General features: G+C 65.0%; 12 protein-coding genes. 8 read left to right on the forward strand and 4 right to left on the reverse strand.

Annotated elements, in window-relative coordinates; genetic code table 11:
• Positions 1-21 precede the first annotated feature (21 nt).
• Positions 22-1,524 carry a PLP-dependent aminotransferase family protein gene (locus P6U25_RS20440; RefSeq protein WP_407146557.1) on the forward strand — a complete coding sequence of 501 codons (1,503 nt, stop codon included), beginning with the start codon at positions 22-24 and terminating at the stop codon, positions 1,522-1,524.
• A gap of 60 nt (positions 1,525-1,584) precedes the next feature.
• The gene (locus P6U25_RS20445) at positions 1,585-1,827 is read left to right on the forward strand and encodes a DUF6719 family protein (RefSeq protein ID WP_407146558.1); all 243 of its coding nucleotides are present in this window, start codon (positions 1,585-1,587) and stop codon (positions 1,825-1,827) included.
• A gap of 60 nt (positions 1,828-1,887) precedes the next feature.
• Here the strand turns inward: P6U25_RS20445 and P6U25_RS20450 are convergent, their stop codons facing one another.
• Positions 1,888-2,286, reverse strand: a complete 399-nt coding sequence (locus tag P6U25_RS20450; RefSeq protein WP_407146559.1) for a hypothetical protein — start codon at positions 2,284-2,286, stop codon at positions 1,888-1,890.
• A gap of 586 nt (positions 2,287-2,872) precedes the next feature.
• On the opposite strand from P6U25_RS20450, the gene P6U25_RS20455 reads away from it, so the two are divergent.
• On the forward strand, positions 2,873-3,109 hold the full coding sequence (locus P6U25_RS20455; RefSeq protein WP_407146560.1) for a hypothetical protein: 237 nt from the start codon (positions 2,873-2,875) through the stop codon (positions 3,107-3,109).
• A 43-nt stretch (positions 3,110-3,152) separates the two neighbouring features.
• Here the strand turns inward: P6U25_RS20455 and P6U25_RS20460 are convergent, their stop codons facing one another.
• Positions 3,153-3,695 carry a CreA family protein gene (locus P6U25_RS20460; RefSeq protein WP_407152563.1) on the reverse strand — a complete coding sequence of 181 codons (543 nt, stop codon included), beginning with the start codon at positions 3,693-3,695 and terminating at the stop codon, positions 3,153-3,155.
• Between the two features lie 270 nt (positions 3,696-3,965).
• Here P6U25_RS20460 and P6U25_RS20465 point away from each other — a divergent pair, with 270 nt between their 5' ends.
• From P6U25_RS20465 to P6U25_RS20485, 5 genes are all read left to right on the forward strand, one after another.
• Positions 3,966-5,639 (forward strand): L,D-transpeptidase family protein, encoded by a 1,674-nt coding sequence (locus P6U25_RS20465; protein WP_407146561.1) that lies wholly within the window; start codon positions 3,966-3,968, stop codon positions 5,637-5,639.
• Between the two features lie 348 nt (positions 5,640-5,987).
• On the forward strand, positions 5,988-6,557 hold the full coding sequence (locus P6U25_RS20470) for a glutathione peroxidase (RefSeq protein WP_407146562.1): 570 nt from the start codon (positions 5,988-5,990) through the stop codon (positions 6,555-6,557).
• A 173-nt stretch (positions 6,558-6,730) separates the two neighbouring features.
• Complete coding sequence (locus P6U25_RS20475; RefSeq protein ID WP_407146563.1) at positions 6,731-7,717, forward strand: polysaccharide deacetylase family protein; 987 nt, start codon at positions 6,731-6,733, stop codon at positions 7,715-7,717.
• Between the two features lie 22 nt (positions 7,718-7,739).
• A complete protein-coding gene (locus tag P6U25_RS20480) occupies positions 7,740-8,297 on the forward strand; it encodes a dihydrofolate reductase (protein ID WP_407146564.1) in 558 nt (185 codons plus the stop codon).
• A 542-nt stretch (positions 8,298-8,839) separates the two neighbouring features.
• Positions 8,840-9,958 carry a helix-turn-helix domain-containing protein gene (locus tag P6U25_RS20485; protein ID WP_407146565.1) on the forward strand — a complete coding sequence of 373 codons (1,119 nt, stop codon included), beginning with the start codon at positions 8,840-8,842 and terminating at the stop codon, positions 9,956-9,958.
• 40 nt (positions 9,959-9,998) lie between these two features.
• Here the strand turns inward: P6U25_RS20485 and P6U25_RS20490 are convergent, their stop codons facing one another.
• Both P6U25_RS20490 and P6U25_RS20495 read right to left on the reverse strand, forming a co-directional pair.
• Entirely contained in the window at positions 9,999-10,451 is a 453-nt protein-coding gene (locus P6U25_RS20490; protein ID WP_407146566.1) for a DoxX family protein, read from the reverse strand.
• Positions 10,452-10,551: 100 nt separating this feature from the next.
• Positions 10,552-12,861, reverse strand: coding sequence for an NADP-dependent malic enzyme (locus tag P6U25_RS20495; RefSeq protein ID WP_407146567.1), 2,310 nt, complete (start codon positions 12,859-12,861; stop codon positions 10,552-10,554).
• Between the last annotated feature and the right edge of the window lie 35 nt (positions 12,862-12,896).

Genomic DNA, 12,896 nt, shown 5'->3' on the forward strand with positions numbered 1-12,896 from the left:
GTCTGCGATAGTGCCAATTCCATGCGAAAAATTCCGACCAATTCGCCGAAGCCCTCGCCGCCCCGGACCGAGCTGCCGCTGGACCTCGCGGGCCCCCATGTGACGCAAGGCGCGGCCTCGCAGCAGCGGCTCTATCAGGCGCTGTGCCACGCCATCGTCGGCGGCATCGTCAAGCCGGGTGAACCGCTGCCGCCATCGCGCACGTTGGCGAAGCAGACCGGCTTCCGCCGCAACGCCGTCACCACGGCCTATGAGCGGCTGATCGCCGACGGCTTTGCGGTCGCGACCGTCGGCTCCGGCACTTTCGTGGCCGCGCGCATTCCGGCACAGGTCTCCCCGCCGCGAAAAGCGAAGATCGCGATCGAGCCGCCTCAGCACAGCGCGCTGTCGCTCGGCTGCACGCATATCGACGAGCGCGCGCTGCAGCGCTTCCGCGCCTTCGCCGGCCGCCGGCTGCGTGCCTTCGGACCGGAGCACCTCCACTACGGCGACCCCCGAGGCAATCGTGAACTGCGCGCGGCGATATCAGACCATCTGCTGTCGACGCGCGGGCTGCGCTGCGACCCCGACCAGATCATGCTAGCGTCGGGCACACTGCACGCGCTGCGCATTGTGCTGAGCGCAATCCTCAAGACCGGCGACAAAGTCTGGTGCGAGGATCCCGGCTACCCGGCGGCGCGGCGTGCGATCGAGCATTGCGGCTATCGTCCGGTGTCGGTGCCGGTCGACGCGTCGGGCATGGTTGTCGGCAAGGGGCGGATGTCAGCGCCTCGAGCGCGCGCCGCCTATGTCACGCCGTCACATCAGTTTCCGCTCGGCGTGCAGATGTCGATGCCGCGCCGGCTCGAGTTGCTCGACTGGGCCAAGGACGCCGATGCGTTCGTGTTCGAGGACGACTACGACAGCGAGTTCCGCTATGACGGCGCGCCGCTGTTGTCGCTCGCAGGCATCGATCATTTGCGCCGGGTGATCTACATGGGCACCTTCGCCAAGTCGCTGTTTCCCGGATTGCGCATCGGCTACTGCGCCCTCCCCGAGCAACTGATCGGCCCGGTGACGGCGGCACGCGCCGCGCTCGACCGCTTTCCGGGCACGCTGCTGGAAGGTGCGGTTGCGGACATGCTGAACTCGGGCGCGTTCGCCGCCAATCTGCGCAAGGCGCGCAAGCTCTACCACGAGGCGCGCGACATCCTGGCCTCGACGCTCGCCGTCGCCTCCGAAGGTGAACTCACGGTTCCCGTGCCGTCGCAGGGCCTGCATCTGGTGGCGCGGCTCGCTCCGTCGACCGATCCGCGTATCGCAGCCGAGGCGAAGGCGGCCGCCTGCGTCGGCGGCTGGCTGCTTGCGGAGACCTATCATCGCGCGCGGCCATTACCCGGATTCGTGCTCGGATTCTCCGGTCATCCGATTCCGCAGCTCGTCGCCTCGGCGGAGCAATTGGCGCAGGCGACGCTCGCGGCGCTGCGCGACAACCGGAGCGCGCCGGCGAAGCCGCGGCGCCCTTTGAGAATCGCGACCGGCTGACTAAGCTCATTCGATCTCGGCCCGATGGCCTGAAGATCAGAACAAGTAAAGGAGATCGCGATGCGCCATATCGGACTTGGCGCGATGGTCGCCGTCATCGTGCTGGTTGCGATGGCAGTTCCTGCCTCGGCGCAGACCGTCTCGCGCGAGCAGGACATCGCGGATTTGCGGGTCGGTCAGCGCGTGCTGGTCGATGATGGATCGTGCCCGTCCGGGCAGATCAAGCAAGTCACGGGAGCGCAGTTGAAGGAAACTGGCGTGGTGCGCACCCGCACCTGCGTGCCGCGCCTCGCGCGGAAGTAAGGCGTCGAAGCAGGCTTCTTCGTCGCCTGCTTTCTCATCACCGTCCCGGAAACGCGCTACTCAGTTCGCGGCCTGCGGCTCGAACATGCATTGCAGCGTCGGCTTGGCGATCTTGGTGAAGGTCGGACCGATCTCGGACTGCTTCGACGCCGGCAGCCAGTCGTTCTCGATCGTCGGCACACCGGTCTCGCTGATGCCGCGCAGCACGGCCTGACGCAGGTCGCTATCCTCGATCGTCGCCACGGCGTGATCGTGCAGGCAGCCGCACACGGCTTCGGGATGCGCCCAGCGTCCCGCCATGTGAGGCACGCACTGCCGCACGAATTCATCGCGCGGCTCGGGCATCTTGAACAGTGAGCGGATCTGCATCGACTCCAGCGGGAGCTGCGACTGCGCGTGTGCGGACGAGGCCACGACCAGCGTTGCCAACATCGCCGCGGAACAAATTCGGAGCAACATGCGAAGCCTTTTCCGGCAATTTTCTCGTTTGCTTTGTCGCGGTCAGTTGGCTGCCATCACCATCGGGGCAACAGCGATAGGCGAGCCGTTGTAGGAGAAGGTACCGATGCCGGGCCGACTGCCGTCCGCGGACCCCGCTACGGACAGACCCGCTATCACGAATGCGAAAGCGAGGATGACGCTGATGGTCCGCATTTGACTGTCTCCGCTCCAGCGCTCGTCGTCCGCGCCGCTTGTTGGCGGCTTGATAACCAACTCGCGTTTCCGGAGTTCTGCGGCACAAGCGCAAAATGGTTTCGTCGCGCCAGAGAATTGTTTCGTCGGTCGCCACCCGACGAAACAATCGCCAAAAAAGACCAATGTTTTCAGTAGTGTTCATTGACCATCGTCGTGCCGTGATGGCGGGCTAAGCGCTCGGCGACCTACAGCTCTCTCTCCCTTAACTCTCCACTCCCCCCCCCGCTGAGACCGGCGGCCGCGTCGCAGAAGCCGACGGTGAACCGGGTCGCGGCTCTCCCGACTCATACATGGACCGCGCAACCATCTTCGCGGTGGCACGTTGCCGCCATCCCAATCTCCCACAAGGATGTCAGCCGTGGGCAATGGCAACATGGGCGTCGGCATTGAGTCCCGGGCCCGCGCTGCGGGTCAGCAGCAGCAGATGGCAGCGGCGATGCCGCAGCAAGGCGCTCACGTAATGGGCGACCATGAATGCGCGCCGCAAAAGCTGGTCCAGCTCGTCGGCTGCCGCGACCCGAAGATTCGACCCGAACGATCACGCTTCGAGTCGCGCGCGAAGCAGTTCGGGCAGACCAATCGCTAGATCACTCGTCACCTTAGATCTTCAGCTCAAGTCTTTGCACTGACTACTGAATAAACTCACCGCACTTCTGAACTTCGGTCTCACCGACGCCCCACGGCATGATCGGCACCGTCGAGGTCGAGTTCTTCGGCGAGCCTTCGATCAACTTGTCCGAGTACACCATGTAGACCAGCACATTGCGCTTGGCGTCACAGCCGCGCACGATCTGCATCTTCTTGAAGAACATCGACCGGTGTTGGCGGAACATATCGGCACCCTGGCTCATTCTATTCTTGAAGCGGATCGGCCCGATCTGCCGGCAAGCCAGCGAGATGTCGGACACTTCTTCGGCGAGACCAAGCCAGCCCTTGAAGCCTCCCCTCTCCGGCACCGTGAAGTGACAGGCCACACCCTCGACCTCGGGGTCGTCGACGCCATAGGTGGCCAGCTTGTCGTTAGGACTTACCCATTTGAACACAGTCGAGCGGCGAAAGATCAGGTCCGGCTCGTCAGCCGCTGCCGCAGGACCAAGCTGTCCCGACGCGACCGCGAAAAGCAGCAACGCGCAGCCCCAGCGGCGCAGGGCGCGGATGTCACACAGGTTCACACTTCTCAACGTCGTAGGTCTCCGTAGGTCTCTGCCGATGGGTAGCCGCGGATGCAGTGCGGAACGGCCACCCGGAAAGGCAGTGACAGATTGGTGATCGCAGGAGCGCTTTAACCTTATGTGAGGCTTTTTTGTTACGCTTTCCCCGAAAAGCTGGGGGCCAGGAAAGGTTTGATCGCTTGCGCTGGTGAACGCATTCCACGTTTGCGACAACCAATAGCTAGCTTGGACTGGATTCGGAAAATGCGCGAGAGCGGACGTCGGCCTACAATGCTTGATCTTGCCAATGGGCGCTTTTGGCAATTTGCGATCCTGACCGCGGCCGGTACCGTCGGCGCCTCCACTCAAGCCGACGCAACGGTCTACTATTGGAACGGACCCGACAGCGCCTATTACGGCGACCCTGAGCCGATGCCCATGCCGCACCGGCCGAAGGTGCGGCGCAATCCGACTAAAAAAGACGTCGTCGCGAGCAAGGAGACCGCCGCCAAACCGCAAGGTCCGCTGATCATCGCGATCTCGATCGAGCAGCAGAAGGTGCGCATCTACGACGCCAACGGTCTGTACGCGGAGAGCCCCGTGTCGACGGGCATGAAGGGGCACTCGACCCCGATGGGCGTCTTCAGCGTCATTCAGAAGCAGAAATACCACCGCTCCAACATCTATAGCGGCGCGCCGATGCCGTATATGCAGCGCATCACCTGGTCGGGCATCGCCATGCATGCCGGCGTGCTGCCCGGTTATCCGGCCTCGCACGGCTGCATCCGCATGCCGACGGCGTTCGCGGTCAAGATGTACAACTGGACGCGGATGGGCGCGCGCGTGGTCGTTACGCCGGGCACCATCACGCCCGAGAATTTCTCGCACCCGCTGCTCGTGGCGCAGAAGGTGACGCCGCAGCAGCCGGTCGCCGACGATCTCCTGAAGCAGGATGCGCCACTCGGCGTGAAGAGCGACAAGAGGGCGGACAAGCCGCAGACCAGCCTCGAACTACGGTCGACCGTTGGTCATGCCGACCAGCCAGATTCGCTGCGCGACAACACCCACACCGCCGATGCCAGCGGCACCACGCCGTCGGCAAGCGCATCAGTGACGATGTCCGATGCGCCGTTCTCGATGATCGACAAGCCCGGCAAGACGGCCGGACACGAGGCCAATGCGGCCACGAACAGCGGCTTGACGCCGGCATCGCGGGCCGCCGTCGTTTCTGACGATGACACCGTCGGTGAAACCTCGGTTGGGGAAGGAACGAAGACCGAGGTCTCCGCAAACGACCATGTGAAAGCCGAAGCCAATACTGCTGCGCAGAGCGCTGGCGCCAAGACCAGGCTCGCCGGCGCCGACGCGCCCAAGGTCGATGCCACGGGCAACGGCGCACCGGTCGCTGGTGCAGCAACGGCGACTGACGAGCCGGCCGCAACAGCAGACACACCCGACGCGAAGAAGGATCCGGCGCGGCTGCCGGGCCTCGCAAACCTTGACGTGCCCAAGCGCGGCGGCCAGATCGCGGTCTTCATCAGCCGCAAGGATTCCAAGCTCTATGTGCGGCAGAATTTTGCGCCGCTGTTCGATGTGCCGGTGACGATCGCGCCGAGCGACCGCCCGCTGGGCACGCATGTCTTCACGGCGGAGGCCGACAAGAAGGATCCCAACGTGCTGCGCTGGTCGGTGATCTCGCTGCCGGTCTCGACGCGCAACGCCGCACGCGTCGAGGCACAGGATCGCGCCTCGTACCACCGCAAAATGGCCGGCGCTGCAGCGGTCGAAGCAAAGCCGCTGCCGGATAGCCCGGCGGAAGCGCTCGACCGCATCACGATTCCCGCCGACGCAATGGCGCGGATCAACGAAGCGCTCGGCACCGGCGGATCGATCATCGTCTCTGACCTCGGCGTGAACCAGGGCGAGACCGGCGAAGGCACCGACTTCATCGTACCGCTGCGCTGATCACAGCCCCTCTCCCTGGCAGAATGTGACGGTTTGCGGACGCACATTCTCTCAGTCGTCATGGCCCGCCACCGGGTCGCGCAAACGCGCGCCCGATGACAGGCTCCGGCGGGCCATCCAGTACGCCGCGGCCTCTCGGTTCAAGCACCAGCTTCTCTGGAATACTGGATCACCCGCATGCGCGGGTGATGACACCGCGCTGTTTGAAACGTGAACTTGGAAGCGCCTCTGTCATTGCGGGTTCGGACCGGCGTGACGTCCCGACGAGTTTTAGCCATAACGGCTTCTTGAAGGCTCCTCTCTGCGCTCTGGATTATGCTTCGGCACAAATCCGTCTGGGACATGATCTTGATCGACCGCAGGACACTGATCGTGGCGGGACTGGCCGTAGCAGCGGGCCCGCGCGCGCTGCACGCGCAGGCGCCCGCAATGAGCCCGGTCACCGCCTACGCCTTCTCCTTCCCGGCGCTCGCCGGCGGCGATATCCGCCTCGCCGATTACACCGGTCATCCCATGATGATCGTGAACACGGCCTCGCTCTGTGGCTTCACGCCGCAATACGTGGGGCTGCAGCAGTTATGGACCGAATTCCGCGATCGCGGTTTCGTCGTCATCGGCGTTCCCTCCAATGATTTCGGTGGCCAGGAGCCGGGCGGTCCGACCGAGATCGCCGAGACGGCGCAGCACCAATACGGTGTCACCTTCCCGATCTCGGCCAAAGCGGTGGTGAAGGGCGCGAACGCGCATCCCTTCTACCGATGGGCGGCGGAGGTCCGCCCCAAGGACGTGCCGCGCTGGAACTTCCACAAATACCTGATCGGACGCGACGGCTACATCGCCGACGTCTTCCCTGAGTCGGTCGTACCCGAGGACACAAGGGTCAAGACCGCGATCGCGCGGACGTTGGCGACAGCCTGATTGCGCCGGTAATCCCCCGAATTAACTCGCCAAATGCGGATTTGGTCACAAGACCGCTACCTCCGTTGTCTTGGCGGTCTCGATCCAACTAGGGTATTATTGGGTTAGGGGTGGAAGCGACCCGGCGACGGCTCAATGCCAGCGCCGGGAGCGGGACCAATAAGGAACACGCCATGCGCATTGCGGCAGGTCTGATTTTCGCAGGGACGGTGTCGCTGCTCGCGTCGAGCGCGGCTTGGTCGCAGACTCCACCAGCCAAAAGCGGAGCGGCGCCAGCGCCGGCACCACAGGCGGCAGCGCCCGCACCGGCCCCTGCTCCAGCCGCCGCGCCGGCGCCTGTGCCGCCGCAGCAACCGCCCCAGCCGGCCCGCGCCGCCTGCACCAATCCGAACGCCCTTGGCGTCGGCCGTACCGTCGAGATCGATACAACCGGCGGCCCGGGTTTCGGCTTCGAGCATTTCAAGCAGCTCGACTTCCTGCGCGATCACGAAGTGGTGCTGACCTTCGACGACGGGCCGTGGCCGGTCAACACGCCGGCGGTGCTAAAGGCACTCGCGGACGAATGCACCACGGGCATCTTCTTCCCGATCGGAAAGCACGCGACCTACCATCCGGAAATCCTCAGGCAGGTCTATGCGGCGGGCCATACCATCGGCGCGCACACCTGGTCGCATGCCAATTTGAACAACAAGAAGCTGAACGAGGACCAGAGGAAGGATGAGATCGAGCGCGGCTTCGCCGCGGTCAAATGGGCGCTCGAGACTTCGCCCGCGCCGTTCTTCCGCTTCCCGGCCCTGCAGCATCCGCCGGAGATGGTGACCTATCTCGGCACCCGCAACATCGCGATCTTCTCCTGCGACCTCGACTCCTTCGACTTCAAGTCAAAGAACCCGCAGCAGGTGATCGACAACGTGATGAAGAAGCTCGGCAAGCTTGGCAAGGGCATCATCCTGCTGCACGACTTCCAGAAGCACACCGCCGAGGCGTTGCCGACGCTGCTGCAGCAGTTGAAGGCTGGCGGCTACAAGGTGGTCGCGATGCGCGCCAAATTCCCGGTGACGGTGCTGCCGCAATACGAGCAAGAGCTCGCCAAGGACGTCAAGCTGCCGACCGTGAGCTCGCGGCCGGTGAACAGCGTTGTCACCACGGTCAATCAGTAAAACGGCATCGGCGACGATTTCTGTGCCGACGTTGCGTATCGAGGGCTTTGTCATCGTCTCCGCCGACGGCCGGCTGGCGAACGCACATAACGTGATGCCCGACGACCTCAAGATCGAGGGCGACAAGCGGTTCTTCACCGCAGCCCTCGACCGCGCTGACCTCGTCGTGCACGGCCGCAACTCCCAGGAGGAGCAGCCGAACTCGCCGCAGCGACGCCGCCTCATCCTGACCCACAAGGTGCAGGCGACCGCGCCCGACCCGTCCAATCCTAGGGCGCTGCTGTGGAATCCCGCCGGCTGTTCGTTCGAGGCGGCATGCCGCGCTGCCGGCGTCAAGTCAGGCTTGGCCGCGATCATCGGCGGTCCCGGCGTGTTCGGCATGTTCATGGATCGCTACGACACGTTCTGGCTATCGGTCGCACCGCGCGTGCACATCCCCGACGGCGAGCCCTGCTTTCCCGGCGTCCCTGCCCGCTCGCCGCAACAGGTGCTGGCCGCCCACGGCCTCCACGCCGACGAACCGCAACTGATCGACGCCGCGCACGACGTCAGCGTCACGCCCTGGCGACGGGCTGCTTGAGATCCTGGGCGCTGCTTCGATCGACGTACAACGGTGCGCTAAAAAGCCAGATCATCCCACTTAATGGTCCCGCCGCCGGCCAGCGCAAAGCCGGCTCGCCTATGCGCCGAAAGCCGGCAATCGGCCCCGACGGCGGTCCCCAACACCGCGGCCCGCGCATCGGCTGATTTAGCCGCCGCGTTGCCCCTGCGCGTCGGTGTTCGACGCGTGCGGAGCTATAGCCGGGGTGGAGGGCTCATCGTCAAGCCGAGCTGACGATCAAGACACACCGGATCAATAGACTGAGACAAAAACGCAAAATGGCGTCCGGCCCTGCGGGAGATCTCCGCCGTCGCAAGCATCCTCGGGACGACACGTAGCCGTCCGTACCGCCCGGCCGATGAGCCGCGGCCACTTCTCCCTCTAACAATATCGACCTATACCCAGGGACCCGGGCGGTCGGAGACAATTCGTCAATCGATTGAGACAAAAATACGGGCCGTAGACGAGCCGGCGCGATGGCGCCGATTGTGCCGTCCAGGAGAATTGAACGTCAGCCACCAATGACCGACGACCTCACGACAAGCGGCCGGAGCGAAACGTCCGGACTGGTGGGCGACACTGCGCGCGTATCGTCCCTGCTCCCGACATTCGGTTTTGCAGCCGAACAGATGGATGCCGAGGCGAACATTGCGGCCTGGCGCGAGGCTGTCGCGACGCTGTTCGACGTCGACGAACTGGCGCGTGGCGAGCCGGAGCCGTTTCGAGCTGACCTCTGCTCCTATGCAATGGGGCCCGTGCTGATCGGGCTCAGCCGCGCCAGCGGCCAGCGGTTCCGGCGCACCACCGAAACCATCGCGCGGAGCGGCGTCGATCACATCATCCTGCAACTGTATGCGAGAGGCGGCTTTGACGGCATCGCCAGCGATGTGCCGGTCCGCGTCCGCGCCGGCGACATCTGTCTGTTCGACCTCGCGCAGACTCTCGAAACCAGGGCGACGCCTTTCGAGAACCTCACGCTCGTCATGCCGCGCCCGCTGTTCGGCAGCCATCTCATCCAGGTGGAGGATCTGCATGGCCTTGTGCTGCCGGGCAGCGGTGTGCTCGCTCGCCTCCTGGCCGGTCACCTCACCGCGCTGTTCGAATTTGCTCCGCGCATGACGCTCGACGAATGCCAGTCGGTGGTCGAAGGCACGATCGCGCTGATGGTCGCTTGCCTCCGCAACGAACTGGAGCGTCGCCATGCAGACCACAGCATGGCGGCGAGCACATCGCTGATACGGATTCGCCAGCACATCGAGGCGAGGCTCGGCGATGACGATCTATCGGCCAATTCGATCGCGGTGCATTTCGGCCTGTCCCGGGCCTCGCTCTACCGGCAGTTCAGCCCGGTCGGCGGCATTGCCGAGTACATCCGCAGCCGGCGCCTCCATCGCGCGTTCTTCGACCTCGCTGGTTCCACTGCCCGCGGCCTCAGGATCAGCGAGGTCGCGCGGCGCTGGCAACTCGGCACCGACGCGCACTTCACGCGCTCCTTCAAGGCGACCTACGGCATCACGCCGCGCGCAGCACGCGAGGCGGCCCTGCGCGGCGCACGCATGCGACCCAACCCGGACGCGCCGGACAGCGGCACGATCTCCCGCTGGATGCGTGAGATCGCACCGCCGCGCACGGTCGATTGATCTCCGGATCAGATGTCCGACAGGCTCGCTTCGCCCGGCGCTACACCTCTCCGTAGGTCGGGTCGTTCCTGCGGGGACCGCGACCGTAGCCGGCGATGATGAACAGCGCGCCGATCAACGAGAGGTCCTTCAGCGCATCGATCAACGTCTTGGCGTTATCGGGCGCCGGCTGATTCCAGAAATCGTGCAGATAGAATGTCGAGAAGCACATGAAGATGATCAACAGGATCGCGAAGAACCGCGCCAGCAGGTTCAGCGCGATCATCAGGCCGGCGAGGATCTCGAATGAGCCGATCGTGATCGCCAGGAGCTGCATGAACGGCATCGCGGCGAAGCTCTCGATTTGCTCGGTATAGGGCGCGATGACGGCGGGGATGGTCACCTTGGCCGTCAGCATGTCCGCCGTGGCCTGGATGCCGAGCAGCTTGGTCGCCCCCGAATAGATGAACAGGACGGCGAACAGGAATCGCCCGAAGACGATGAATGCTGGCATGGGTCGGCCTCACGGATGGCGGGAGTCGGACGGAGCAGGCGAAGCGATTATGGTCGCTCCGCCTGCTTCGATCAAATCGAATCCGCCCCGTCTCCTCCCCTTAGCCGAACAGCGTCGGCTGCGCGCGGCCGGCGCGCTCCTGGGCCTCAACCGCGGCAACCGCCGTCATGTTGAGCACGCCGCGCGCCGTCACGCCGGGGGTGAGGATGTGAGCCGGCCGCGCCGGTCCGATCAGGATCGGGCCGACCGGCAAGGCATTTCCCAGCACCTTGATGGTCTGATAGGCGATGTTGGCGGCGTCCAGCGTCGGCATGATCAGGATGTTGGCCTCACCCTCCAGCCGCGACTGCGGCAGCACGGCCTTGCGCGCGATCTCCGAGAGCGCGGTATCGGCCTGCATCTCGCCGTCGGCTTCGATCTCCGGATGCCTGTCCTTGAGAAGCTGAGTGGCGCGGCGCATCTTGCGCGCCGAGTCCGTATCATAACTGCCGAAGTCGGAATGCGACACGAAAGCGACCTTGGGCTTGAAGGCGAAGCGCTGAGCGTGGACCGCCGCCAGTGACGCCACCTCGGCGAGTTCCTCGGCGCTGGGATTCGGCCGCACCTGGGTGTCGGCGAGGAAATAGGCGCCCTTGGTCGTGATCATCAGCGACAGCGCCGCGTAGTCGCTGATCCCCGGCAGGAAGCCGATGATTTCGCGGACATGGCGCAGATGGCTCATGAAGCGGCCCTCGACCCCGCACAGCATCGCATCGGCCTCGCCGCGCGATACCGCGAGCGCCGCGATGACCGTGTTGTTGGTGCGGACCACCGTGCGTGCCGCATCCGGCGTGACGCCGCGCCGGCCGGCGACATCGATATAGGACTGCACATAGGAGCGGTAACGCGGATCGTCCTCGGGATTGATCAGGTCGAAATCGCGGCCGGCCTTGATCGCGAGGCCGAAGCGCTTGATCCGGGTCTCCACCACCGACGGACGTCCGACCAGGATCGGCCGCGCCAGCTTCTCCTCGAGCACCACCTGGGTGGCGCGCAGCACGCGCTCGTCCTCGCCTTCGGCGTAGATCACGCGCACCGGCTGGGTCTTCGCCTTGGCGAACACCGGCTTCATGGTGATGCCGGAACGGAATGCATAGCGCTGCAGCTCGGCGCAGTACTCATCGAAGTTCTTGATCGGCCGGGTGGCAACGCCGGATTCGATCGCGGCCTTGGCCACCGCCGGCGCGATGCGCAGGATCAGGCGCGGATCGAACGGGCTCGGGATCAGCGAGCCCGGACCGAACCCCTGGGTCTCGGTGCTCTCGAAGCCATGGGCCACGGCGTCCGACGGCGGATCGCGCGCGAGCTGCGCGATCGCATCGACCGCGGCGTGCTTCATCGCCTCGTTGATCGCGGTGGCGCCGACATCGAGCGCACCGCGGAAGATGAACGGGAAGCACAGGACATTGTTGACCTGGTTCGGGAAGTCCGACCGTCCGGTGCAGATCATCGCGTCGGGCCGCGCCTGGCGCGCCTCGTCCGGCATGATCTCCGGCACCGGATTGGCGAGCGCCATCACCAGCGGCTGGTCCGCCATCTGCTTGACCATCTCGGGCTTGAGCACGCCCGGTGCGGACAGGCCGATGAAGATGTCGGCGCCGGGAATGACGTCCGCCAGCACCCGCGCGCTGGTGTTCTGCGTATAGACCGCCTTCCAGCGGTCCATCGTGGTGTTGCGGCCCTCATAGACGACGCCGTCGATGTCGCAGACCCAGATGTTCTTGCGCTGCGCGCCCATCGACACCAGCAAATTGAGGGTTGCGATCGCGGCCGCGCCTGCGCCCGAGCAGACGATCTTCACGTCAGGAAGCTTCTTGCCGTTGAGCAGCAGCCCGTTGACGATCGCGGCCGCGACGATGATCGCGGTGCCATGCTGGTCGTCGTGGAACACCGGGATCTTCATGCGCTCCTTGAGCTGCGCCTCGATCTCGAAACACTCCGGGCCGCGGATGTCCTCCAGATTGATGCCGCCGAAGGTCGGCTCCAGCGCCGCGACCGTTTCGACCACGCGCTCGATCGTGTCGGCCTTGATCTCGATGTCGAACACGTCGATGCCGGCGAACTTCTTGAACAGCACCGCCTTGCCTTCCATCACCGGCTTCGAGGCCAGCGGCCCGATATTGCCGAGGCCGAGCACCGCGGTGCCGTTCGACACCACCGCCACCAGATTGGCGCGGGCGGTCAACGTGGCGGCCTCGGCCGGGTTGGTGGCGATCTCGGTGCAGGCAGCGGCGACGCCGGGCGAATAGGCCAGCGCCAGGTCGCGCTGGTTGGCGAGCGGCTTGATCGCCTGAATTTCGAGTTTGCCCGGCCGCGGCAGGCGGTGATAGGCGAGCGCCGCGTTGTGGAGTTCTTCAGACGATGACGACATGCACTCCCCCCTCGGCCCCGCACTGAAATTCGATG

Source organism: Bradyrhizobium sp. ORS 86 (genome assembly GCF_045571475.1).
Classification (GTDB): Bacteria; Pseudomonadota; Alphaproteobacteria; order Rhizobiales; family Xanthobacteraceae; genus Bradyrhizobium.

Coding starts and splice junctions, on each gene's coding strand:
- P6U25_RS20440 (WP_407146557.1), top strand. CDS start 22: ATGCGAAAAATTCCGACCAATTCGCCGAAGCCCTCGCCGCCCCGGACC.
- P6U25_RS20445 (WP_407146558.1), top strand. CDS start 1,585: ATGCGCCATATCGGACTTGGCGCGATGGTCGCCGTCATCGTGCTGGTT.
- P6U25_RS20450 (WP_407146559.1), bottom strand. CDS start 2,286: ATGTTGCTCCGAATTTGTTCCGCGGCGATGTTGGCAACGCTGGTCGTG.
- P6U25_RS20455 (WP_407146560.1), top strand. CDS start 2,873: ATGTCAGCCGTGGGCAATGGCAACATGGGCGTCGGCATTGAGTCCCGG.
- P6U25_RS20465 (WP_407146561.1), top strand. CDS start 3,966: ATGCTTGATCTTGCCAATGGGCGCTTTTGGCAATTTGCGATCCTGACC.
- P6U25_RS20475 (WP_407146563.1), top strand. CDS start 6,731: ATGCGCATTGCGGCAGGTCTGATTTTCGCAGGGACGGTGTCGCTGCTC.
- P6U25_RS20485 (WP_407146565.1), top strand. CDS start 8,840: ATGACCGACGACCTCACGACAAGCGGCCGGAGCGAAACGTCCGGACTG.
- P6U25_RS20490 (WP_407146566.1), bottom strand. CDS start 10,451: ATGCCAGCATTCATCGTCTTCGGGCGATTCCTGTTCGCCGTCCTGTTC.
- P6U25_RS20495 (WP_407146567.1), bottom strand. CDS start 12,861: ATGTCGTCATCGTCTGAAGAACTCCACAACGCGGCGCTCGCCTATCAC.